The sequence below is a fragment of the Corallococcus sp. BB11-1 genome, from assembly GCF_026626625.1.
Taxonomy (GTDB): domain Bacteria; phylum Myxococcota; class Myxococcia; order Myxococcales; family Myxococcaceae; genus Corallococcus; species Corallococcus soli.
The window spans coordinates 470,939-494,209 of sequence record NZ_JAPNJY010000028.1; the positions used below are offsets into that span (position 1 = coordinate 470,939).

The 23,271-nt window shown below is 69.7% G+C and carries 19 protein-coding genes; 14 read left to right on the top strand and 5 right to left on the bottom strand.

From position 1 onward, the window contains the following. The first annotated feature begins 3 nt into the window (after positions 1-3). The gene (gene rodA / locus OV207_RS23300) at positions 4-1,131 is read left to right on the top strand and encodes a rod shape-determining protein RodA (protein ID WP_267557639.1); all 1,128 of its coding nucleotides are present in this window, start codon (positions 4-6) and stop codon (positions 1,129-1,131) included. 21 nt (positions 1,132-1,152) lie between these two features. Continuing rightward, a complete protein-coding gene (locus tag OV207_RS23305; protein ID WP_420715257.1) occupies positions 1,153-1,800 on the top strand; it encodes a PilZ domain-containing protein in 648 nt (215 codons plus the stop codon). Positions 1,801-1,812: 12 nt separating this feature from the next. Here OV207_RS23305 and OV207_RS23310 read toward each other — a convergent pair whose 3' ends face one another. Further along, positions 1,813-2,154 carry a hypothetical protein gene (locus OV207_RS23310; protein ID WP_193429765.1) on the bottom strand — a complete coding sequence of 114 codons (342 nt, stop codon included), beginning with the start codon at positions 2,152-2,154 and terminating at the stop codon, positions 1,813-1,815. 447 nt (positions 2,155-2,601) lie between these two features. Continuing rightward, positions 2,602-2,928 carry a thioredoxin gene (gene trxA / locus OV207_RS23315; RefSeq protein ID WP_193429766.1) on the bottom strand — a complete coding sequence of 109 codons (327 nt, stop codon included), beginning with the start codon at positions 2,926-2,928 and terminating at the stop codon, positions 2,602-2,604. A gap of 104 nt (positions 2,929-3,032) precedes the next feature. On the opposite strand from trxA, the gene OV207_RS23320 reads away from it, so the two are divergent. The 7 genes from OV207_RS23320 (at position 3,033) to OV207_RS23350 (ending at position 11,049) form a co-directional block, all read left to right on the top strand. Continuing rightward, entirely contained in the window at positions 3,033-3,470 is a 438-nt protein-coding gene (locus OV207_RS23320; protein ID WP_193429767.1) for a hypothetical protein, read from the top strand. Between the two features lie 45 nt (positions 3,471-3,515). Next, positions 3,516-4,328 carry a cytochrome C assembly family protein gene (locus tag OV207_RS23325; protein ID WP_267557346.1) on the top strand — a complete coding sequence of 271 codons (813 nt, stop codon included), beginning with the start codon at positions 3,516-3,518 and terminating at the stop codon, positions 4,326-4,328. Between the two features lie 2 nt (positions 4,329-4,330). After that, positions 4,331-5,659, top strand: a complete 1,329-nt coding sequence (gene hemA, locus OV207_RS23330) for a glutamyl-tRNA reductase (RefSeq protein WP_267557348.1) — start codon at positions 4,331-4,333, stop codon at positions 5,657-5,659. Further along, positions 5,656-6,597 carry a hydroxymethylbilane synthase gene (hemC, locus tag OV207_RS23335; protein WP_193429770.1) on the top strand — a complete coding sequence of 314 codons (942 nt, stop codon included), beginning with the start codon at positions 5,656-5,658 and terminating at the stop codon, positions 6,595-6,597. Before hemA ends, hemC begins: the two co-directional genes overlap by 4 nt. Positions 6,598-6,608: 11 nt before the next feature. Next, the gene (locus OV207_RS23340) at positions 6,609-7,370 is read left to right on the top strand and encodes a uroporphyrinogen-III synthase (RefSeq protein ID WP_193429771.1); all 762 of its coding nucleotides are present in this window, start codon (positions 6,609-6,611) and stop codon (positions 7,368-7,370) included. Between the two features lie 71 nt (positions 7,371-7,441). Beyond that, positions 7,442-9,211 (top strand): MYXO-CTERM sorting domain-containing protein, encoded by a 1,770-nt coding sequence (locus OV207_RS23345; protein WP_267557351.1) that lies wholly within the window; start codon positions 7,442-7,444, stop codon positions 9,209-9,211. Positions 9,212-9,288: 77 nt separating this feature from the next. Beyond that, on the top strand, positions 9,289-11,049 hold the full coding sequence (locus OV207_RS23350; protein ID WP_227027962.1) for a GspE/PulE family protein: 1,761 nt from the start codon (positions 9,289-9,291) through the stop codon (positions 11,047-11,049). 63 nt (positions 11,050-11,112) lie between these two features. On the opposite strand, the gene OV207_RS23355 is transcribed toward OV207_RS23350, so the two are convergent. The 3 genes from OV207_RS23355 to OV207_RS23365 all read right to left on the bottom strand — a co-directional run bounded on the left by OV207_RS23355 (position 11,113) and on the right by OV207_RS23365 (position 16,990). Beyond that, positions 11,113-12,642 carry a hypothetical protein gene (locus tag OV207_RS23355; protein WP_193429774.1) on the bottom strand — a complete coding sequence of 510 codons (1,530 nt, stop codon included), beginning with the start codon at positions 12,640-12,642 and terminating at the stop codon, positions 11,113-11,115. An 89-nt stretch (positions 12,643-12,731) separates the two neighbouring features. Further along, entirely contained in the window at positions 12,732-14,714 is a 1,983-nt protein-coding gene (locus OV207_RS23360) for a hypothetical protein (protein ID WP_267557354.1), read from the bottom strand. Continuing rightward, entirely contained in the window at positions 14,714-16,990 is a 2,277-nt protein-coding gene (locus tag OV207_RS23365; protein ID WP_267557355.1) for a bifunctional metallophosphatase/5'-nucleotidase, read from the bottom strand. The genes OV207_RS23360 and OV207_RS23365 overlap by 1 nt, the downstream gene beginning before the upstream one ends. A gap of 231 nt (positions 16,991-17,221) precedes the next feature. Here OV207_RS23365 and OV207_RS23370 point away from each other — a divergent pair, with 231 nt between their 5' ends. The 5 genes from OV207_RS23370 (at position 17,222) to pdhA (ending at position 23,243) form a co-directional block, all read left to right on the top strand. Further along, positions 17,222-17,902 (top strand): NUDIX hydrolase, encoded by a 681-nt coding sequence (locus OV207_RS23370; RefSeq protein WP_267557356.1) that lies wholly within the window; start codon positions 17,222-17,224, stop codon positions 17,900-17,902. A gap of 127 nt (positions 17,903-18,029) precedes the next feature. Continuing rightward, positions 18,030-19,499: an MFS transporter gene (locus OV207_RS23375; protein WP_267557357.1), complete on the top strand. Its 1,470-nt coding sequence runs from the start codon at positions 18,030-18,032 to the stop codon at positions 19,497-19,499. Between the two features lie 102 nt (positions 19,500-19,601). Next, positions 19,602-21,173, top strand: coding sequence for a hypothetical protein (locus OV207_RS23380; protein ID WP_193429779.1), 1,572 nt, complete (start codon positions 19,602-19,604; stop codon positions 21,171-21,173). A gap of 45 nt (positions 21,174-21,218) precedes the next feature. After that, positions 21,219-21,986 carry a hypothetical protein gene (locus OV207_RS23385; protein WP_267557359.1) on the top strand — a complete coding sequence of 256 codons (768 nt, stop codon included), beginning with the start codon at positions 21,219-21,221 and terminating at the stop codon, positions 21,984-21,986. Between the two features lie 129 nt (positions 21,987-22,115). Beyond that, positions 22,116-23,243 carry a pyruvate dehydrogenase (acetyl-transferring) E1 component subunit alpha gene (gene pdhA / locus OV207_RS23390; protein ID WP_267557360.1) on the top strand — a complete coding sequence of 376 codons (1,128 nt, stop codon included), beginning with the start codon at positions 22,116-22,118 and terminating at the stop codon, positions 23,241-23,243. The last annotated feature ends 28 nt before the right edge of the window (positions 23,244-23,271 follow it).

A 23,271-nucleotide genomic window follows, 5' to 3' on the forward strand; every position in this document is an offset into this window, starting at 1 on the left:
CGGATGATGCCCCACGTGCCGTGGGGGCTCGTCGTGTGCGTGCTGGGCGTGTGCCTGCTGGGCATCTGGAACCTGGCGTCCGCGTCCCGGCCCCCCATGGCGCCCGTCTGGACGAGCCAGGCGCTCTACCTGGCCGTGGGCCTGGGCGCGGTGATGATGGTGTGCCTGGTGGACTACCGCTGGATCCAGCGGATGGCCTTCCCCATCTACGTGGCCAACATCCTGGCGCTGCTGGCGCTGCGCGTCTTCGGACACACGGCGAAGGGCGCGGAGAGCTGGTTCGTCATCGGCCCGTTCCGCCTGCAGCCCGCGGAGTTCATGAAGATTGGCGTCGTGCTGATGCTCGCCAAGGTCTACCACGACGACTTCCAGCCCAACCAACCGTCCTACGGGCTCATGCGCCTGTGGAAGCCGGTGCTGGTGGTGATGGTGCCCTTCGTGCTGGTGCTGGTGCAGCCGGACCTGGGCACCGCGCTGATGATCTTCCTGTCCTCCGGCACCGTCATCCTCTTCGGCAAGGTGCGCTGGTACCTGGCCGGCACGCTGGTGCTGGGCGTCCTGGTGGGCGGTCTCATCATCTGGAACGACTACGTGCGGGAGATGCCCGAGCCGCGCTCCACCGTCGTGCGCCACCACCTGAAGAAGCACCAGAGCCAGCGCATCTCCGGCTGGTTGGATCCAGAGGCGGACCTGCGCGGCTCCGGCTACCACGCCGCGCAGTCGAAGATCGCCGTGGGCAGTGGCGGCCTCACCGGCAAGGGCTGGCGCGAGGGAACCCAGACAGGGCTGCGCTTCCTGCCGGAACAGCACACGGACTTCATCTTTTCCGTGTGGGCCGAGGAACACGGCTTCTTCTCATGCTTGCTGCTCTTGCTGCTCTACGGCGGCATCTTCATCCTCGGGCTGGGCGTGGGCTTCAGCGCGCGGGACCGTTTTGGAGCGTTCGTTGCGGTGGGGGTGGTGGCCACACTTTTCTGGCAGGTGTTCGAAAACATCGGCATGGTCATTGGCCTGTTGCCGGTGACGGGCATCACGCTGCCCCTCATGAGCTACGGCGGCTCCTCGATGCTGTCGGTGATGTTGTGCATCGGGCTGCTGGTGAACATCAGCATGCGCCGTCACATGTTCTGACGACGGCCGGAGGCTTCGATGGTGCAGAGGAAGGGTGCCGTGAAGGCCAGCCCGGGTGTCCGGGAGCTGGGGGGCGCGGTGGCGCCGCGCGCGTTCGTCCCGCCGGTGGGGCCTGGGGCAGGCCCGGCGGCCTCGCGCGTCGTGCCCACGCCCGGCGTGGCCCCGCGCATCGAAATGAACCAGGGCGAGCCGGAGCACCGGCACTTCCCGCGCGCGCAGCTGGCCACGCACTTCGACCTCTGGATGGAGGATGGGGAGGGAGGCCGGCGCTTCTCCGCCAACCTCGTCTCCATCAACGTGAGCGTCAGCGGCGCCTTCCTGGCGAGCACGTTCTTCCTGCCCATGGGCACCGTGCTGCGCGCGCGCTTCGCCCTGGAGGAGGGCGCGGCGCCCGTGGAGACCCGCGCGGAGATCGTCCGTGAGGAGCGGGGTCCGGAGGAAGAGGGCAAGAGTGGCTTCGCCCTGCGCTTCCTGGACTTCTCCGGTCAGACGGAGGTGGCGCTGGCCCGGCTCTTCCTGGGCGCGCGCCTGCGGGCCTTCACGGAGGACTATCTCAAATCCGCCCGCGCCCGCTCCCTGCCCAATGAGCTGGAGCGGGTCATCGACGTGATGGCGGCCTGGGAGCTGCTCAAGGCCACCACGCCCGGCGATCCCTGGCGCGGCGAGTAGGTCCCCCGACGCTCAGGCGGGCTTGCCGGTGGCGATCTGCCGCCGACGCTCGGCCTGGTAGTGCGCGGAACACAGGCCCTTGGAGCGCTGCTCGCGGGTGCAGCCATTCACCGTGCAGCGGCGATCCATGGGCACCGGCCCGCCCGCCACCGTCTTGGGAGGACGGCCCCGGCGGCGGCCCGCCATCACCGCGCCGTTGCCCGGCGACGGCGCCACGCTACCCATTGCCGGCATCCCCGTGTTCAGCGCGCGCAGCATGCCGCGGCCGATGGCGTCACCCAACGCCTCCGCCCACGACGTGAGGGCAGGGGTCAGCGGCGCTTGTGAGGTCAATTCTTTGCGAAGGCGTGCCATGAAGAACTCCTGTTGAAACTCGCCAATCAAGACAGGCGTGTACCTTTGCCTTGTGTCTGGTGTGGCGAACTCTGTCAACAAGACACGTTGGGGTCTTGTTTGACTCGCAATGTAATTTCAATGTCTGTTGAACAAAACACGACGGGAGGATCGCCCTCCCGTCCTGTCAGGGCGTTTGTCTCAACACCAGAGAAACGGCTCTCTCGAGGGGCGTTTGGCACCCGGTACGTGAAAGCCCTTACGGTCCCGGTGAGTTGTCTTTCTACAGACAGAACGAACGCGTGAGCTGTCACAAGCGGGTGTCTTCTGCCGTCCGTGCCCGCGGCTGGAGGGGGCCGGACGCGACACGTCCCCTCGCACCGCGCGCGGGGCCAGAGCGGGGCCCGGTGCGTCATCGGCGGGAGGGGACGTGAAGGGCGGGACGGGAGGGTTCGTCCGCCCGTGCGGCTAGAGGCTCTTCTTGACGGCGTCTTCAATCTTCGACTTGGGCACCGCGCCGACGATCTGCTCCACGACCTTGCCGCCCTTGAAGATCAGCAGGGTGGGGATGGAGCGGATGCCGAACTTCTGGGGCGTGTCCTGGTTCTCGTCGATGTTCATCTTCGTGAAGCGCACCTGGCCCTTGTACTGGGTGGACAGCGCATCCACGGAGGGCGCGATGGCCCGGCAGGGCGCGCACCAGGTGGCCCAGAAGTCCACGAGCACGGGTTCCTGGGAGTCCAGCACCTGCTGCTGGAAGTTCGCATCGTTGATTTCCTGCACTTCGCCAGCCATGTCGTCTCCTCGGGCGGTCCACACTCTGCCGACGGGGCGCCCTGTTAGTACGCGTCCGGGGGCCCCGCAAGCCGCGGGAGCGGGCCCGGCCCCCGCCACAACGGATGCGGAGGGCGCCGGGGGGTTGCACCCATTTCACAGCCCGCCCGGTGGGGCGCTGGTGTAGACTGAACGGTGTGACGAAGCTCTTTCTGTCCCAGGCGCAGCTCGAGGAGTGGGCGCTGGCGGACAAAGCAGACCTGCGCGAGGGCCGCCTGGTGGTGGCGGCCGAGGGAGGGACCGACTGGCCCCTCACCCCCGCCGTCCACGTCCTGCAGTTGGTGTCCGGCGAGGACACCCACCAGCTGGTGTCGAAGGTGAAGACGGAGGAGCAGCTCGCCCGGCTGGGGGCCGAACAGATGGCCGACTCCATCCTGGTGGGGGACTCCGCCTACGAGGTCGTTCCGGGCTATGTCGCGGAAGTGGGCGCGCCGGCGCCGGAGCGCAAGCCCAACTCGGAGACCGATCTGCTGGCGGCCTTCATTCTCAACAAAATGGGCTGAGGACGGGCTGAATGCCTCCTCGGCCGGGGTTATGAGCCTGCCGCCATGAGCCACATGCTCGTCTCTCTTGCCTGCCATGCCTACGGGCTGGCCGCGCTCGTCTACCTTGCGTACCTGGTGCGCCAGTCGCAGGTGCTCGCCGTCTCCGGGCGGGTGCTCGTGGGGACCGGGCTGCTGATGCATTGCGTCGCGCTGGTGGAGCTGCTGGGGGCCCAGGGAGGCCGGCCGGTGGGGCCCGCGCAGGGCATGTCCGCCTTCGCCTTCCTGCTGCTGGCGCTGTTCCTGGCGTTGGACATGCGCTACCGCAAGCCGGTCATCGGGGCGTTCCTCACGCCGCTGGCGGTGGCGGTGCTGCTCGTCGGCATGCTGTTGCATGGCGGGCCGGCGCCGCTCCCGGCCGCGGTGCGTCAGCCGTTGTTGCCGGTGCACGTCACCATCGCGCTGCTGGGGATGACGGCTTTTGGCGTCGCGGCGGGGGTGGGGGTCATGTACCTGCTGATGGAGCGGCAGGTGAAGGCCAAGCACTTCGGCCTGCTCTTCGCGCGGCTGCCTTCGTTGGAGTTCCTGGACACGCTGAACCGGCGGCTGGTGGTGTGGGGTTTCATCGCGTTGTCGCTGACGCTGGCGACGGGGGCGCTGTTCGTCTCCACGGTGCCCGGGCTCGCGTGGAGCCTGGACGCCAAGCAGCTGGCGACGTTCGTGGCCTGGGGTGTCTTCGCCGCGCTCGTCATCGCGCGCATCTTCGCGGGGTGGCGCGGTCGTCGCGTCGCCCTGCTCACCATGGCCGGCTTCTGCCTGGTGCTGGTGTCCTTCCTGTCGTCCTACGACTTGTCCGCCGCTGGCCCGGGGATGCCGTAGCCATGGATTTCATCTGTATCGGCGTCTCGCATCGCACCGCCCCGCTGGGCATCCGGGAGCGGCTGGCATTGCCCGAAGCCCGGCAGACAGAGCTGTTGCAGCGGCTGGCCCAGGCGCCCGTGGAGGCGCTCTGGGTGTCCACCTGCAACCGCGTGGAGGTGTACCTGGCGGCGCCCACCGCGGAGCAGGCGCGGGAGCGCGCGCGTGAGGCGTTGCGCTCCCTGGGGGGCGAGGAGGCGCTGGAGCACCTCTACGAACACCAGGGCGAGGCGGCGCTCGTGCACCTGTTCCGCGTGGCCTCCAGCCTGGACTCCATGGTGCTGGGCGAGGCCCAGATATTGGGGCAGGTGAAGGACGCCTTCGAGCGGGGCCAGGGCGCGGGCGCGGTGCGCGGGGAGCTGACGCGCGCGTGCGCGGCGGCGTTCGGCTGCGCCAAGCGCGTGCGCACGGAGACGGCCGTGGGGCGCGCGGCCACGTCCATGGCGTCCGCGGCCGTGCAGCTGGCGAGCAAGGTGTTCGACGGGCTCAAGGACAAGACGGTGCTGGTGGTGGGCGCGGGGGAGATGGGCGAGCTCGCGGCGCGGCACTTGATGAACGCGGGCGCGGGCAAGCTCATCGTGACCAACCGCACGCTGGCGCGCGCGGAGGCCCTGGTGGCGCAGGTGGGCGGCGTCGCCCGGCCCTTCGAGGAACTCTTCACGCTGCTGTTGTCCGCGGACGTGGTGGTGACGAGCACCGCGTCGCCGGTGCCGCTGTTCACCCGGGAGAACGTGGGCTCGCTGGGCAAGGCCCGCCGGGGCCGGCCGCTGTTCCTGGTGGACCTGGCGGTGCCGCGCGACGTCGACCCGGCGGTGGGCACGCTGGACTGGGTGCACGCGTACGACGTGGATGACATCCAGAAGTTCGTCGCGGACAACGCCGCCCAGCGCGCGGAAGAGGCGCACAAGGCGGGCGGACTGGTGGCGCAGGAGGTCGCGCGCTTCGCACGGGAGCGCGCGCTGCGCGAAGGCATGCCGGTGCTGGCGCGGCTGCGGCAGCGCGCGGAGGCCATCGCGCGCGCGGAGGTGGAGCGCACGCTGCTGGGATTGGGCGACGGGCTGTCCGACAAGCAGCGCAAGAGCATTGAAGCCATGGGGCGCGCCATCGTGAACAAGCTGTTGCATGAGCCCACCGCGCGGCTGCGCGCCGTGGGGCCGCAGGGAGAGGGCAACCGCCTGGCGGGCGCCGCCGCGGAGCTGTTCGGCCTGACGGAGGAGGAGGCCGCCGCCATCGCGCCGGAGCCGGAGGCCGTGCCGCTGGCGAACGTGGTGGCCACCGGGAGCCGGCGATGAAGGCCGTGCGGATCGCGACGCGGCAGAGCCCGCTGGCGCTCTGGCAGGCGCGCCACGTGGCGGCGCTGCTCACCCGGCACAACCCGGGTTTGGAGGTGTCGCTGGTGGAGATGACCACCGAGGGTGACCGCTTCCTGTCCGCGCCCCTGTCCGCCGTCGGGGGCAAGGGGCTGTTCGTGAAGGAGATTGAGCAGGCCCTGCTCGACGGCCGTGCGGACGTGGCGGTGCACAGCCTCAAGGACATGACGTCGGTGTTCCCGGACGGTCTGATATTGGCGGCGGTGCCTGCGCGCGAGGATCCGCGCGACGCGTTCTGCAGCCCGGACGGGCACACGCTGGAGCTGCTGCCGCCGGGCGCGAAGGTGGGCACGTCGTCCCTGCGCCGCAGCTGCATCCTGCGCTCGCGCCGCCCGGACCTGGAGATCGTCTCGCTGCGCGGCAACGTGCAGTCGCGGCTCCAGAAGACGCGCGACCTGGGGCTCGCGGGGGCGATGCTCGCCGCGGCGGGCCTCAAGCGCCTGGGTCTGGAGCACCACATCACGCAGGTGGTGCCCGTGGCGGACAGCCTGCCCGCGGTGGGGCAGGGCGTGCTGGCCATCCAGTGCCGCGGCGAGGACGCGGACCTGCGCGCGCTGCTCGCGCCCCTGGAGGACCTCACCACGCGCGGCGCGGTGCGGGCCGAGCGCGCCTTCCTGGCGAAGCTGGAGGGCGGCTGCTCCGTGCCTCTGGCGGGCCATGCCACGGTGGTGGACGGCCAGGTGCACCTGCGCGGCCTGGTGGGCCGTCCGGACGGCACGCACGTCGTGCGCGGCGAGGTGCGGGGCCCCGTGCCGGAGGCGGAGCGGCTGGGGGAGGCGCTCGCGGACGAGCTGCTGTCACGCGGCGCGGGTGACATCCTGCGCGATTTCGGCCGACGCGACGGCGCGTCCCGCGCCTAGAGTGCCGGCCCGTGGACCGGCGACTGGAAGGCATCCGAGTTTTGGTGACGCGCCCGCGTGAGCGGGCCGAGGAGCTGTGCTTCCTGCTGGAGGACGAAGGCGCGGACGTCTTCAGCCTTCCGCTGCTGGAATTGCGCCCCCCGGAGGACCCCCGGCCGCTCGCGTCCGCGGCCGAGCACGTGCAGCGCTACCACTGGGTGCTGTTCGCCAGCCCCTCCGCGGTGGAGGCCTTCCTGGAGGCCCTGCGGCTGGCGGGCACCCTGGACCGGCTCGCGCGCGTGAAGCTGGCCGCGGTGGGGCCGCGCACCGCGAGGACGGTGGAGGCCTTTGGCCTGACGGTGGCCGCGGAGCCCTCCGAAGGCACGGGGGCGGCGCTGTTCACCGCCCTGAAGGACCTGCTCGGCCCCGACGACGACGTGCTCCTGCCGTCCGCGGAAGAGGGCCGGCGCGAACTGGAGGACGGCCTGCGCGACCTGGGCGTGCGCGTCACGCGCGTGACGGCCTACCGCTCCACGCCCGCGCCGCTGCCGCCGGAGGCCCTGGCCCACCTGACGGAGGCGCCGCCGCAGGTGGTGCTCTTCGCCTCGCCGCGCACCGCGGAGGCCTTCCTGGAGGGGGCGGGCCGCGAACCGCTGGCGGCCGCGAAGGTGGTGGCCATTGGCCCCACCACGGCCACCGCGCTGGGGCAGCTGGGCATCGACGTGGCCACGGTCGCGGAGCGCCCCACGCCCGAAGCGCTCGTGGATGCCACCGTCCGCGCCGTTCACGGCTAGACTGCCCGCCCGGTGACGCTCCGGGTGCCAGTCAGGTGCCCGCGCGCGCGTGACGCGAAGAGGTGCGGGTGATGAAGCGTGGCTTGCAGCGGAGTGTCTTCCTGCTCGGACTGCTGGCGCTGGCCGCGACGGCGAGCGCGCAGGATCCTGTGGAGTACAAGTACCTGGACCACTGGGTGCTCAACAACAGCCAGGATCCGTTCCCGTACTACCTGGATTCGACCAACGCGCAGCCGGGTGGCAACAGCCTGTCGTTGGTGGAAGACGCGGTGAAGAAGGCCTTCCAGGTCTGGCAGGACGCGGACTGCGCGTGGCCCGCCTTCACCTACAAGGGCCGCTCCACCACCGTCCCCATCCCCAACGTCGCCGACCGGCTGGATGGTTTCAGCGTCTCCGCCATCTTCATCAACGACTCCACGAGCGCCAGCTACAAGGACGTGCTCAACGAGGGCGACAGCGTGTCGGAGACGGTGGTGCTGTCGCACGCGGGCTACGTCTACCAGTGCGACATCTACCTCAACGACGTGGACTACAACTTCACGACGCTCAACCCCACCCCGGCGAACTTCGTGGACCTGCAGACCGCGATGATGCGCGAGGTGGGTCACTGCCTGGGGCTCGCCAGCACGTACAGCGACGAGAATGCGGTGATGTATTTCAACCTGGGACCGGGCTTCCAGCAGCGCACCCTGACGGCCTACGACCGGGGCGCCTTCTGCCAGCGCTATCCCCAGACGGGCGCCGTGGGCTCGCCGTGTGACAGCAATTCCTGCTCGGCGGGACTCACCTGCGTCTCCACCCCGTCCACCACCAGCGGCGCGTCCCTGCGCATCTGCGCCAAGGCCTGCCCGGACGGCGTGCCTGGCTTCTGCCCCGACCCCTACGTGTGCCGCGCCTCCACCGTGGTCGCGGGCTCGTCGTTCGCCTGCCTCCCGGCGCTGGGGGGCGGGACGAAGGTCGGCAATCCCTGCACCAGTCCCAGCCAGTGCGGCGCGGCGGAGTCGCGCTGCCTCACGCCCTCCGACATCACCACCGGCTTCCCCAGCTGGAAGGAAGGCTACTGCACCGAGTCCTGCGTCTCTGGCGCGGACTGCCCCCGGGGGTCGACCTGCGCGGACGTGGGCGGCGCCGTCGGCAAGCGCTGTCTCAAGGACTGCCGTCCGGGAACGGGCGACTGTCGCAGCGGCTACACGTGCACCACCGTGGCCGAGGGCCGGGACGTGTGCGTCGCGGACTGTGCCACCAACAGTGACTGCGGCGGCAACTTCGCCTGCCGCTCCTGCGACCACGCCTGCATCAAGCAGCAGACCGGGAGCCGCAACGTGGGCGACCCCTGCACGCAGGACACCGAGTGCGGAACCAACCAGCAGTGCCTGAAGGTCAACGGCAACCCGCAGGGCGTCTGCGCGGAGCCGTGCTCGGTGGCCACGTGCACGTGCAGCCCCGGCAACACCTGCCGCCCCGCGGGCACCGGTGGCGACCGCTTCTGCTTCCACGACTGCTCGGACGGCACCTGTGCCTCTCCGCTGCAGTGCGTGCCGTTCGCGGAAGGGACCGCCTGCCTCGCGCCCTGCCGCAACAGCCAGGACTGCCCCAACGGCCTGTACTGCGGCAACGGCGGCAAGTGCTACGACCCGTTCGCCCAGACGGATGGCGGCACCTGCGCCCTGTGCGGTGACGCGGGTGTCCCCCCGCCGCCGCCGCCCACGGATGGCGGGACGGGCGGCCCCGCGGACGGGCCGGATGGCTGCGGCTGCCAGGGCGCGCCCACCTCCGCCGCGGCATTCCTCGCGGGGCTCGGGGTGTTGCTCCTGGCCACCCGAAAGAGGAGGAACGGTTGACCCAGGCATCCCCCCCCGGAAGCGGCGGCCCGTCCCGTAGCAGCACCGACTTCACCCTCGCCTTCCTGCTGGAGGCGATGGTGGCCCAGCGCCTGCTCACCCCGCAGCAGGCGCAGGAGGTGCTGGTGCGGGAGCCGGCGGCGCGCGCCCGCGTGCTCAAGACGCAGGGTGGGGCGGGCAAGGACGCGGCCCGCTACGACGTGTCGCCCGTGGAGCTCATCGCGGCCTTCCAGATCCCCGCGCCGGGCGGGCGGGGCGTGCTGGACGAGGACCGCGTCACGGAGGCCGCGGCGCGCGCGGCGGGGCTGGAGTACCGCAAGCTGGACCCGCTGAAGATGGACATGGCGCTGGCCACCCGCACGGTGTCCCGGCCCTACGCGCAGAAGCACGTGCTGCTGCCCCTGGAGCGCACCGAACAGGGGCGGCTGCGCGTGGCGGTGGCCAACCCCTTCGACCGGGAGCTGTTCGAAAGCTTCCACCGGCTCACCGGCGAGCCGGTGGAGCCGGTGCTGTCAGCGAAGGCGGACATCCTCAAGTCCATCGCGGACATCTACGGCTTCAAGAAGACGCTGGCGCGCGCGGCGGACGACTTCGGCGGCACGCAGGCGCAGCCGATGAGCAACTTCGAGCAGCTGGTGTCGCTCAGCGGCACCCAGGAGCTGGAAGCCTCCGACAGGCCGGTGGTGCAGGCGGTGGACTACCTGCTGCGCTACGCGTTCGACAACCGCGCGTCGGACATCCACCTGGAGCCCAAGCGCGCCACCAGCGTGGTGCGGCTGCGCATCGACGGCGTGCTGCACCCCGTCTACACGCTGCCCGCGCAGGTGCACGCGCCCATCGTGTCGCGCGTGAAGATGCTGTCGCGCATCGACATCTCCGAGAAGCGCCGCCCCCAGGACGGCCGCATCAAGACGGAGCGCGACGGCCGCGAGGTGGAGCTGCGCGTCTCCACGCTGCCCACCGCCTTCGGCGAGAAGGTGGTCATCCGCATCTTCGACCCGGAGACGCTGGTGCAGGACATCGCCCAGCTGGGCTTCGAGCCGGATGAGAAGGGCCACTTCGAGTCGTGGATCGACCAGCCCCACGGCCTCATCCTGGTGACGGGCCCCACGGGCAGCGGCAAGACGACGACGCTCTACTCCGCGCTCAAGGCGGTGGCGGGCCCGGACGTCAACGTCACCACGATTGAAGACCCCATTGAAATGGTGTGGGACGCCTTCAACCAGGTGCAGGTGCAGCCCAAGGTGGGCCTGGACTTCGCCGGGGCCCTGCGCCACATCCTGCGCCAGGACCCGGACGTCATCATGGTGGGCGAAATCCGCGACGCGGAGACGGCGGAGAACGCGCTCCAGGCCGCGCTCACCGGCCACCTGGTGCTCTCCACGCTGCACACCAACGACGCGCTGGGCGCGGTGGCGCGCATGAAGGACCTGGGCGTGCCCGCCTTCCTCCTGGCGCAGAGCCTGCTGGGCGTCATGGCCCAGCGCCTGCTCCGCCGCGTCTGCGTGCACTGCGCGGAGGAGGCGGTCCTCACGTCGGATGAGCTGCAGGCGCTCCAGGCGCCCCTGCCGCTGCTGCCGGGCGGGGTGCGGCTCTTGAAGGGCGCGGGGTGCGTGCGCTGCCGGGGCACCGGCTACACGGGCCGCACCGGCGTCTTTGAAATCGTCTCCACCACGCACGAGGTGCGGGAGCTCATCGCCCAGGAGGCCCCGTACGAGCAGCTGGTGAAGGCCGCCCGCAAGAACGGCATGCGCACCCTGCGCGAGGCCGCCGTGCGCAAGCTGGCCCAGGGCCTCACCGCCTTCGACGAGGTGGTGCGGATGACGTCCGCCCTCTGAAACACGAAGGGCCCGCCGTGATGCACGGCGGGCCCCGGATGCGACACGACGGAAGGCCAGGGCCTAGAAGCGCGCCTGCAGCAGCGTGTTGAAGCCCAGCGCGTGCGGCTTCTCGAAGTTCGGCTGCGCGATGCCGGTGACGTCGTCCTCGAACGTCGTCCGGTTGGTGTCGTAGGTGTAATAGACCTCACCCACGGCGGCCACGGACTCGGACAGGTCCCACCGGAACGTCGCCTTCGCGGAGAGGATGGGCTCCGCCTCGCACACGCCGCTGCCGCAGGTGCTGGGCAGGATGCTCAGCTGGTTGGCGTCACGCACCACGACGGTGCGCGTGCCGCTGATGCCCAGCGGCGGGTTGCTGCCGCCAATGAGCGGCTGCGGGCTGCGGAAGGACGCCGGCTGCTGCACGCCCAGGATGAAGCCCGGCGTCAGGTGCAGGTCCGGCAGGTGGTAGTCCGCGCCCACCGCGACGAACATCTCCGGCTTCAGCTCCGTGCCTGTGGGGAAGTCCTGGAACGGCGGGAAGCCCGGCACGTCGAACTGGATGAAGGACAGGCTGCGGTAGAGCGCCAGCACGTTGAAGCGCAGCAGGTTGAACTTCGCGCGGCCCTGCAGCGCGAGCGCCGTGGCGCCCTGGGGCTTGGTGGCGCCGAACGTGTCCGGGTCCTGCAGCGTCTGCGTCAGGTAGCTGCCCTCCAGCGACACGGAGTAGGACAGGCCACCCGGGTACTGCTCCGGCGCGAAGAAGCGCTGGTAGATTTCCGGGTCGTTCTTGTAGAGCCGGAAGTCGATGCTCGTCCCGACGGGGACACCCACGTGGTAGACGATCTGGCCGGACACGCCCGCGGCGTTGACGCTCGCCTCGATGCCCTGGTTGGCCAGGCCCGGGACGATGCCCTTCTGGAAGAAGCCGCCACCGGCCTCCACGCGCAGCGTCTCCAGGATGTCCCAGCCGGCGCCGCCCATCACGCCGTAGAGCGTCTCCTGCTCCAGCACCAGGTCGTTGAGCACCAGCGCCGTCTTGCCGCCCAGGTACGCGTACCAGGTGTCGCGGGTGAGCTGGAGCTTGGCGCCCGGCACGCCCGCCGCGGCGGCGCGGTTGGTGAAGATGGGGCTGCCGCCCCAGGAGATGCGGTACGCGTAGCCCAGACGGAAGCGGTCCGCGGACACCGGGAAGCCGGTGAGCGACAGGCCTTCCTTCTCACCCCAGCCGGGCGGCTGGTAGTTCAGGCGCACGTAGCTGGAGTTGTCGAGGATGTCGACGCCGCCAGAGGGCCGCTCCAGCACCAGCAGCGTGAGGGCCGCCTCGGTGGTGAGGCCCTCGAAGAACGCCGGCATGCGCTTGTAGAGCACGATGTTCGACAGCGACTCGAACCCGGAGAACTTGGTGTTGAAGTTGTCGTAGAACTGCGTGTTCTGGTTGCCCGCGCCAAACCGCGCGTTCGGGCTGTTGGGCGTGGTTTCACCCGCGCCCGCGAGCACGTTGTCGTCCGCGAAGACGAACGACAAACGGGTGTCCACGAAGTCCCCGGCCCATGCGGGCGCGGAAAGAGCTGTCAGGCCCGTCAGGGCCAGCGTCTGCAACGTTTTCAATGTCCCTCCAGGAAGCGGTCCGGGGGAGACCGCTCCTCCCTGCGCCCCGGCATCCACCGGGGCGCGATGCGACTTTTAAAAGTGAAAGACTACGGGCACGGCTTGATGGGCTTCGGGCACTCCAGGCCGGGCCCGGGGTAGCAGCACAGGTCGTCCTGGTCACGCGGCAACACGTTCCACCGGGGCCGCGCGGGGCCTACATGCTTCAGGTGGCCCACGACGTCGAAGGTGGCCGCGTGCAACTGCTTGCACTGGAGGGCCCTCGCCGCGTCGGCGTCGCTCTCGCTGCAGTCCGGGTTGAGGTCCGGCACGGCGTCCTTGATCTGCAGGCTGATGCGCGTGCGGGAGTCCGGCGCGTACTGGCAGGTGGCGTCGGCGGTGGCCGTGGCATCCCGCACCACCGCGACCGTCGTCTCAGAGCCCTTGAGGGTGTACTCCAGGGCGGTGTTGGCCGCGAGCAGCGTGTCGCCCGCGGTCGCCGTCACCCCGCCCTGGCCGAAGCGCACGCGCACCGGCTGATCACAGACGAGGTTGAGCCGGGTGCCTTCGGACAGCAGCTTGTTGGAGTTGACGGAGGTGGTGCCCGCGGTGAGCTTGGTGATGCGGCCGGGGACGGACGCGTCCAGGTTGGCGGAGGCCGGACCGGAGGCGTTCATCTCCACCACGAACTGACCGAAGCTCGTGTACGTCGTGCGCTCCGCGCAGATGGTGCCGGCGAACTCGCCGATGCCCAGCGTGCAGTCGATGACGCACTGGCGCTCCGGCAGGTCCGGATCATCCGGCGGCTCCTCGAAGCAGTTCTTCCACGTCCGCGACGCGCCGCTGCCGGACGGGCAGAACATGGGCATGTCGTTGTTGCCGTTGGCGTCGCAGTTCTTGAAGACGCGGGGGAACTTCACCCGGCGCAGCTTCACGAGCGACGACTCCAGGCTCTCCATCTTGAAGTTCTTGTAGCTGTAGCCGCACAGCAGGTCGTCCAGGTACGGGGACCCGCTGAAGCCGCACAGCCGGCCGTTGATCTCCACCGGCGGCACCTGGTCCAGGTACTTGTTCCACTCCGTCTGGGGCAGCAGCCGGACGTTCTCGCGCAGCGTCCAGGCGGGGAAGCTCACCTGCGTGGTGTTGGTGAACTCCGCCACGGTGCCGGACAGCGTCCAGATGAGGTCGCCGGAGTCCAGCCCTTCCGGGAACTGGTAGTTGTAGACGTAGAGGCTGTTGAAGCGGCCCGGGTTGAAGCCGTCCGGCTCCGGCGTCTGGATGTTCGCGCCAGAGACGCTCTTCTCCAGCACGCGGCAGGCCGTCATGTCCGTGACGTAGAAGCCGCTGGAGTCGGTGCCCGTCACCAGCAGCTTCATCTGCTGGCCGTTGTTCGGATCCGACGGGTCGCAGTTCTGCACCAGGGGCTCGCCTGCCTCCGGGTTGCGCCCGATGCGCAGGAACTGCTTCACGAAGACGCTCGTCTCCGTGCCGCCCTCCGGCGTCTGGAGGCTGGCGATGCTGGGCTCCTCGAAGCGGATGGGGTTGGACAGGCCCGTCGCGAACGTGCGCGTGGCGGGCTCCTGGGGCACCTGGGTCAGGTCGCCCACGACGCCGCCATCCGAATAGTCCAGGTCGAAGGGCTGGTCCTGCACCCAGACGTGCGTCTCGCCGTACAGGTGGGCCACGCGCACGCTGCCGGTGCCCTTGCCGTCGGTCAGCATGGCCCAGCGCTGGCTGTAGTCGCCGGTGAGGTCACCCGGGACGACGCGGAAGGAGACCGGTCCGTTGAAGGAGGTCATCTCCCCGCCGTTGCCGTCCAGCGCGGTGATGGTCAGCCCGATGTCGATGTTGCCGCGGGGCAGGTTGTAGAGGCACTCCGGGGTGCCGCGCACGGAGGGCGGCACCGCCGCCTGGTCGTTGCCGTACCGGGCGACGCACGCGTTCACCACCGGCAGCAGCGCGGCGGCGGAGTCGCCGGTGGTCACCTTCGTGACCTCCACGCGGAAGGAGGTGAGGCCGGTCGGCTCCTCGGACTCCTTCGTGTAGCAGCCGGCGCTCAGGGCCAGGGACGTCAGGAGCAGCAGTCGCTTCATCACTTCACCCTCCGCCCGATGCGGCCATCCTCGATGGCGTTCGCGATGGGCATGGCAGTGGGCTTCTCACAGAACGAACGCAGCTGGCTCGTCACGGTGCCGCAGGTGGGATTGTTTCCGGTGAGCAGGTCGCGGCAGCTGCAGCGGCCCGTGTACGGGCCCTGGGGCACCGCGCACTGGGCCTGGATGGCCTCCGGCGTCAGGTCCGGCACGCCGCAGCGCTGCGAGGCATCCGCCGGCAGCTTGATGAGGTCCAGGCAGGAGCAGCTTCCAATCGTCTTGTTGAGGGCGGCCTCGAAGGCCTGCGACTCCCGGCAGGAGCCCAGCGTCTTCTCATCCACCGTCCAGGCGCCGTTGACGAGCGAGCCGCAGCGCGTGCCGTTGCTGGACGTCTCACGGCCGGCGAGCAGGTCCGAACAGGAGCAGAAGCCCTGCATGTAGCCGATGAGCGAGTCGCGCAGGCTGATTCCCGTCTCGATGCGCGTGGTGTTGCGCTTGAGCACCGTGAAGCCGGAGCCGCCCTTGGCGATGTAGTCGTTCACCGCGATCTTGTACGTGCCGGTGATGTCCAGCGGCTTGCCGTTGATCTGGATGTCGATGCCGGTGTGGGCCCAGCAGCGCGAACCGCTGGTGTCCTCCAGGCACTGCCACTTGGCGTGGCCCTCGCGGCCCGTCTGCGGGCAGTCCTGCTCCACCGTCTGCGGCGTGCAGGGGATGCGCAGCTCGTTGAGCTGCACCTGGGCGCAGTCCATGGTGAAGCGGGCGCCGGAGACCTGCGCCTGGCTCACGCACCCGCGCTCGGCGGAGCGGTCGGTGACGAAGTCGAACATCTCCTGCATCTCCGCGCCGGACAGGTACATGATGTTGATGGTGTTCTCGAACGGGAACACGTTGAACATCGCCTCCTGCGTCACCACGCCCGCGTAGAGGTTGTCGCGGATGCCCAGCGAGTTGGTGAGCGCCATCTCCGCCTCCACGCGGTTGCGCTTGCGCATGGAGTCCGCCGCGATGTTCCCCAGCGGCGAGTCACCGCCGTTGGAGTTGTTGCGGCGCTGCACGTCGAGCGGCGCGTAGGAGAAGATGGACGTCAGCTGCAGCTTGAAGTCCATGCCCAGCACGTAGGGGATGAGCATGTCGGAGACGGCCGGATCCTCCTGCCTGCGGCACTCCTCGATGGCCTCGCGCACGCCGGGGCGCTGGATGAACTCGCCCGGATCCCAGAACTCGTTGGCGTCGAAGCGCAGCTTGCGCATCGCCTCGTTGCACCAGAGGCCGTCCACCGGGAACGCGCGGTAGTCCTGGCTGATGATCTCCGCGCCCTCGTCCGCGCCCTTCTGCGAGGGCATCTTCACGACCAGCTCCAGGCGGCCCACGTACTTGGCGAACGCGCCCGAGTGCGCCAGCACGACCTTGCGGCCGCTGGGGTCGCTGACGACCTGCGGGGGGTTGAGCACCACGTGCAGGTGGCCGCCCATCACCGCGTCCAGGCCGCTGACGCCCGCGATGTGCACGCGCACCACCGACTTGTCGTCGCCCACGGGGCCGAACCACTCCAGCACCTTCCAGGCGTCCTTCGCGCGCTCCACGAAGGGCTTCGCGCGGCTGTACTCGTAGAAGGCCTCGTAGCCCTGGATCATGTCCTGGTCCTCATGGAGGCCCAGGTGGCTGACCGCGATGATGACGTCCGTCACCGGGCGCAGCAACTCCACATAAGAGCGCGCGACCTCGTTCTGCTCCAGCGGGGTGACCTGCAGGCTGTTGCCACCCTCCACGATGGAGTTGAGCGAGGAGATGTTGGCCATGCCGATGATGCCCACCCGCAGGCCCTTCACGGTCCGGATGCTGTACGGGGCGGTGACCATGGACGTGCCGTTGCTGCCCACGGCCTTCGGGTCATCCCACTGGTAGTTGGCGGCCAGCAGCGGGAAGTTGGCGAAGTTGCGCGCCTTCTGGGTGAAGTTGAGCGCGCCGGCGTCGAACTCGTGGTTGCCCACCACGGCCGCGTCCAGGCGCACCTCGGAGAGGAAGCGGAACTCCGCCTCGCCCGTGTTCACGTTGAAGATGGGCGCGCCCTGGAAGCAGTCGCCGGAGTCCACGTGCAGCACGCGGTCGCCGCGCTTGCGCTCGCGCTTGAGGATGGACGCCATGCGCGTCGCACCGCCAAACGGGCCGGCCTCCGGAATGAGTTCCAGGTCCTGGTCCGTCTTCAGGGGGGTGAAGTCGTACGGAACGAGGCGCGAGTGGATGTCAGAGGTATGAAGGAGGGTAAGACGCACCTCTTGACCTTCGAGGTGGTAATCCTGGCCTTCCAGCACAGGCATGCACGAGGCGAGGGCCAGGGCGCAGGCACAGAAGAGGCCGAGCAGTGCGCGACACATTCGTGGCGGATCCGTGATTCAAGAGAGTGACGACTTGAGGACGGCGCAACCTACGGGATCAAGGGTGCACGGGCAAGCAACGCCACCGTGGCACCTCCACCTACCAGGGCAGCAGGAGAGCAGGCAGACATGCGTCCCAGCAGTTCCAATGTGACTGACATCGAGATCATCGAGGACTTCTCCGCCACGGCGCGTTGTGACGAAGGTTTTCTCCGGGTGCGGCGTCTGCGGTGCAGGAACCGGCGCGCGGACGGGTCGTCCTCGTCGGTGTACCGGGTGGACGTGGTGGACCGGCCCCGGCTGGACGCGGTGTCGGTGCTCGTCTACCGCCGTGCGTCAGACGGAAACCTGGAAGTCCTGACCCGGCTGAACCTGCGGCCGGCGGCGTACTTCCGGCGCGAGCAGACGTCGTCCATGACGGTGCCGGACCCGGTGAGCTACCTGCGCGTGGAGGAGATCGTCGCGGGGCTGCTGGAGCCGTCCGACAAGGGCGAGGAGGGGCTTCGCCGCCGCGCGGCGGAGGAGGTGAAGGAGGAGGCGGGCTACGCGGTGCGTCCGGAGGACATCCAGCTCTTGGGCGGCGCGTTCTTCCTCGCGCCGGGCATCCTGTCGGAGAAGGTCTTCCCGGCGGCGGTGGACGTGACGGGCGTGGCGCAGGGGGAGGTGGAAGGCGATGGCTCGCCTCTAGAGGAGGGCATCCACCTCCAATGGCGGCCGGTGGCCACGGTGCTGGAGGCGTGCCGGCGCGGCGACATCGCGGACGCGAAGACGGAGGTCTCCCTCACGCGGCTGCTCGCCCGGCTGGGCTGAGCCGCCAGGGGTAGTGGGCGCCGGGGGCCGGTGCCCCGCGTCCTATGTGGCTTGCGACTTTCCGGGGTGTGGACGGACGGGGTAGGGTGCCCCCCGTTCGTTCTCTCCCCCAGGTGAGGTTCGTCGCATGCCGTCGTTGCCCCCGTGGCTGACCCAGCTGTTGCCCATCGTCATCCTGCTCGGGGCCATTGGCCTGGTGCTCTCGCGGCTGCCCCGTGTCGAGCTGGGGCACAGCGACGCGTTCCGCCGCCGCCGCTTCTTCAACTGGTTCCCGCTGGGGCTCACGTACGCGTTCCTCTACATGGGGCGCTACAACCTCAACGTGGCGACCAGCGCCATGGGGCAGCAGACGTCCAACGCGGACTTCGCGACCATCTTCTTCTGGGGGACGCTCACCTACGGCGTGGCCTTCCTGATCAACGGCCCGCTGACGGACAAGCTGGGAGGGCGCTTCACCATCCTGCTGTCGGCGGCGGGCTCCGCGGCGGCGAACGTGGCCATGGGCGGCGTCGTCTACGCGGTGCTGAAGAACGGCTGGGCGCCCCCGGGCGGCGTCGTCGCGTGGCTGGCGTTCCTCTACAGCGTCAACATGTACTTCCAGAGCTTCGGCGCGGTCTCCATCGTCAAGGTGAACGCGGCCTGGTTCCACGTGCGCGAGCGCGGCCAGCTGGGCGGCGTGTTCGGCATCCTCATCTCGCTGGGCCTGTACTTCGCGTTCGACTGGTGCCGCTTCATCGCGGACGCGGCGCCGGTGTGGTGGGTGTTCTTCGTGCCCGCCGGGATGCTGGTGGCCTTCCTGGTGCTGGACTCGTTCGTCATCCGCGACACGCCCTCCCAGACGGGCCACCCGGACTTCGACACCCAGGATGCGTCCAGCGGTGACACGGGCCCCGCGCCCTCCGTGCCGGAGCTGTTCAAGAAGCTGTTGAGCAACCGCGTCATCCTCATCATCCTGGGCGTGGAGTTCTGCAGCGGCTTCCTGCGCAACGCGGTGATGCAGTGGTACCCCAAGTACGCCAAGGCGGTGGGCGAGGGCGGCGCCTTCGTCGCGTCCAACTGGGGCATGCTGTCGTGCGTCGCCGGCATCCTGGGCGGCATGTTCGCGGGCGTCATCAGCGACCGCATCTTCGACTCGCGCCGCGGGCCCGTCTCCACGGTGCTCTACGCGGGCCTGCTGCTGGGCGCGGTGGCCGCGGTGTTCCTGCTGGGCACGCCGGGCGCGGGCTGGGCCGTGGTCTTCATGTCCCTGTGCGTCATCGGCGTGCACGGCATGCTGTCCGGCACGGCGACCATGGACTTCGGCGGCAAGAAGAACGCGGGCGTCGTGGTGGGCATCATCGACGGCGCGGTGTACGCGGGCACGGCCATCCACGCGCTCGTCTACGGGCGCATCCTGCCCACGGGCGACGCGATGAAGGACCCGGCCAACTGGAGCCCCTGGCCCCTGGCCATGCTGCCCCTGGCGGTGGTGGGCCTGGTGCTGGCCTCGCGGGTGTGGAACGCGAAGCCGCAGCCCAGGGCCGCGCCGCTGCCCGTGGGCGACGTCGTCCCGGGGGCCGTGCCGGGTGCGTCCTCTCGTACGGGGACCAACGGTTAGCGGCCAACACCGGAGGCGTCAGGGGTGTGTCTCCCCTGACGCTCTCCATCCGTTCGTCCAGGGTGGCTCCCGTGTGACAGGCGCGTGACGTAGAGTGGGGCCGTGTCCCAGGTCCCTGAAGCGCTCCACAGCCGGTTCGACGTCCACGACCGGAAGCAATTCGAGATAAAGCTCGAGTACCAGCCCACGGGCGCGGACGAGACGCGCTATCTCGTGGAGGCCTATCTCTTCCTCCCGTCGAGCCTGAACATCGACTCGGAGACGTACCCGCGCGCGGACTTCTACGCGGACATCCACAACTACGTGCGCTTCAAGACGCCGGTGATGGGCCTGGCGGAGATCCTCGCGTCGGAGGGCTCGCCGCTCATGAAGCTGGAGGCGTGGCAGCGCACGGGGCTGGCGCCGGAGGCGGACGTCGTCTACCAGGCGAAGCTGCTGTCCTGCGTCCTGCGCGGCGCGCTGCGCAGGTTCGCCACCACGGTGGAGACGCGCTGCGAGGCGAAGACGGGCGATGCGGCCCGCGCGGACCTGGAGACGGTGGTGCGCTCCGCGGGCGAGTGCGTGCCCGCGGTGCTGGAGCGCTTCCGCGCGTGGCTGCGCGCGACGGGGGAGGCGAAGCTGCAGGAGAAGACGCGCGCGTCGCTGCGGCTCGTGGACGAGTACGTCAGCCTGCTGGTGGAGCAGTTCTTCCGCCGCGCGGTGGCGGACATGGACGCGCTGCCGCGCACCGGGCCCTGGCTGCCGCTGCGCAAGGGGCTGATGGAGGCGGTGCTGCGCGAGGAGTCCTACCGCAAGGAGCACCGGCTGCGCAGCGTCCTCAGTCCCACGGGGGACAACGAGGAGTACATGCAGCGGCTGGGCTTCCTGAAGAAGTTCTGCATGAACGTGCTCTTCCTGTCCTCGCGTCGGCGCCAGCGCCGGCAGGGCTGGGAGGAGGTGCTGTTCGCCATCGCGGCGGGCGTGGCCATGGCCTTCGCCACGTCGGTGGCCATCTGGGCGCAGGTGCGCTTCACGCAGGTGAGCCTCAACTTCTTCCTGGTGGCCGTGGTCGGCTACATGATGAAGGACCGCATCAAGGAAGGTCTGCGGCGCATGTTCAGCCGCTTCGCCGCCACGCACCTGTACGACAGGACCACGGACCTGGTGGACCCCGTCACGGCGCGCGCCATCGGCATCTGCGAGGAGCGGGTGGACTACGGCGCGGCGGTGAAGGTGCCCGCCGGGGTGTCCGCCCTGCGGCTGCACGACGACTTCCTCACCGTGTCCCAGGGGGAGCTGTCCGAAGCGGTCATCCGCTACCAGAAGCGCATCGTGCTGGACGCGCGCCTGCTGCCCCGCTCCGAGCGGGGCCTCACGGGCGTCACCGACATCCTGCGGCTCAACGTGGGGCGCTTCCTGCGCGACATGGACGAGCCGGAGTTCGCGCTGGAATACGTGGACCTGGAGGACTTCTCCGTGGGCCACATCCGGGGCGCGAAGCGCTACCCGGTGGACCTGGTGTTCCGCTTCACGGTGATGGAGGCGGGCACGCGCAAGGAGTCCGCGCAGCGGGTCCGGCTGGTTTTGGATCGCAACGGCATCCAGCGCATGCAGAACTTCCCGCAGCCCGTCGCGGCCCCGGAGGCCGCAGGGACCGTGCCCGTCCAGCCAGCCGCCCTGCGCGCCCGCGCGTGATTTGGGCACCAGCCCCGCGCCGGGGGCATGTATCTTCCGGCGCCCATGGCTTTTGAAGACCTCAAGCAGCGAATCCGCCCTGACTGGCGCGACACCCTGAAGGGCATCCTGGAGAGGGCCCGCTCGCTCGGTCCCCAGGCCGTGCTGGCGTTCGACCTGGACTCCACGCTCTTCGACAACCGGCCCCGGCAGGCGCGCATCCTGCGCGAGTACGGCGACGCGCGGGCCCTGGGCCTGCTGTCCGCGTGCGAGCCCCACCACTGGGAGACGGGCTGGGACATGCGCGCCGCCATGCGCGCGTGCGGCCTGGAGGGCGCGGACGTGGAGCAGCGCTTCGCGGACGCGCGCGCCTTCTGGCAGGAGCGCTTCTTCACCAGCGCCTATTGCGTGTCCGACGAGGCCATTGAGGGGGCCGGGGCCTTCATGCAGGCGGTGGCCGCCACTGGCGCCCAGGTCGTGTACCTGACGGGCCGCCACGAGGCCATGCGCGAGGGCACCGTCGCGTGCCTCGCCCGGTGCGGCATGGTGACGCCCCCCGGCGAGGGCGGACGCGTGCACCTGGTGATGAAGCCCACGCTCAAGGAGGACGACGACGCCTTCAAGCGCGAGGCGCACGCGCGCCTGGGGCGGATGGGCACCGTGGTGGCCGCGTTCGACAACGAGCCCACCCATGCCAATGACTACCGCCAGCGCTTCCCGGAGGCGACCGTCATCCACCTGGCCACGGACCACTCCGGCCGGGCCGTGGAGCTGCTGGACGGCATCGTGTCGGTGCCCCATTTTGCCCTGGAGGACGTGACGCACCGCGCCTGAAAGAAAGGCGTGGCGGAGGGTGGTTCTGAAAGGCTTTGGAAGTCCCTTGGCCGCGCGCTAAGAGGCGCACGGCGTTGCCGCCCTTCCCCCTCGGGTCCACAGGGGCGGCCCAGATGGAGGCATGCCGCGGTGGCCAGCGCGTACTCGAAGGACCTGTTGTTGAAGATGTACCGGAAGATGTACCTGCTGCGTCGCTTTGAAGAGCGCGCGGGCCAGCAATACACGCTGGGGAAGATCGCCGGGTTCTGCCACCTGTACATCGGCCAGGAGGCCGTGGCGGTGGGCTGCAATGAAGCCATCCGTACGGATGACTACATGCTGTCCGCCTACCGCGACCACGGCCAGCCGCTCGCCCGCGGCAGCGACGCCGGGATGGTCATGGCGGAGCTGTTCGGCCGGGGCTCCGGCTACAGCAAGGGCAAGGGCGGCTCGATGCACATCTTCGACATCGAGCACCACTTCTACGGAGGCTACGGCATCGTCGGCGGGCAGATTCCGCTCGCGGCCGGCATGGCCTTCGCGGCGCGCTACCGCAACGAGGACCGCGTCACGGTGTGCTTCTTCGGCGACGCGGCCGCGAACCAGGGCGCGTTCCACGAAACCTTCAACATGGCGCAGAAGTGGAAGCTGCCGGTCATCTACATCTGCGAGAACAACCGCTACGGCATGGGCACGGCCATCGCGCGCACGTCGGCGGTGCCGGAGATCCACAAGCGCGCCTCCGCGTACGGCATGCGGGGCGAGGCCGTGGACGGCATGGACGTCCTCAAGATGTACGAGGCGGTGAAGGACGCGGCGGAGTACTGCCGCGCGGGCAAGGGCCCGGTGCTGATGGAGGCGAACACGTACCGCTTCCGTGGCCACTCCATGGCGGACCCGGCCAACTACCGCTCCAAGCAGGAGGTGGAGGACGAGCGCCGCAACGACCCCATCCCCAAGCTGCGCGAGTACGCGCTGAAGCAGGGCCTGGGGCTGTCGGACGCGGACTTCGAATCCATTGAGGAGGAGGAGAAGCGCACGGTGGACGCGGCGGTGAAGTTCGCCGACGAGTCGCCGGAGCCCAGCGTGGACGAGCTGTGGCGCGACACCATCGTGGAGCCGGGTGAGGAGGACGTGCGCCCGCGCGAGCGCGTGCTGGGCGTGAAGGTCACCAACTGGCCGAAGTACCCGTCCGGTCAGGAGCTGAAGGTGACGTGGGACCTGGAGCCTCGCGCAGAGGCCGAGGCCGCTGACAAGAAGGCGGGCCTGAGCCGCTAGCGCTCGGGTCCTTCCCCCCAGGCACAAC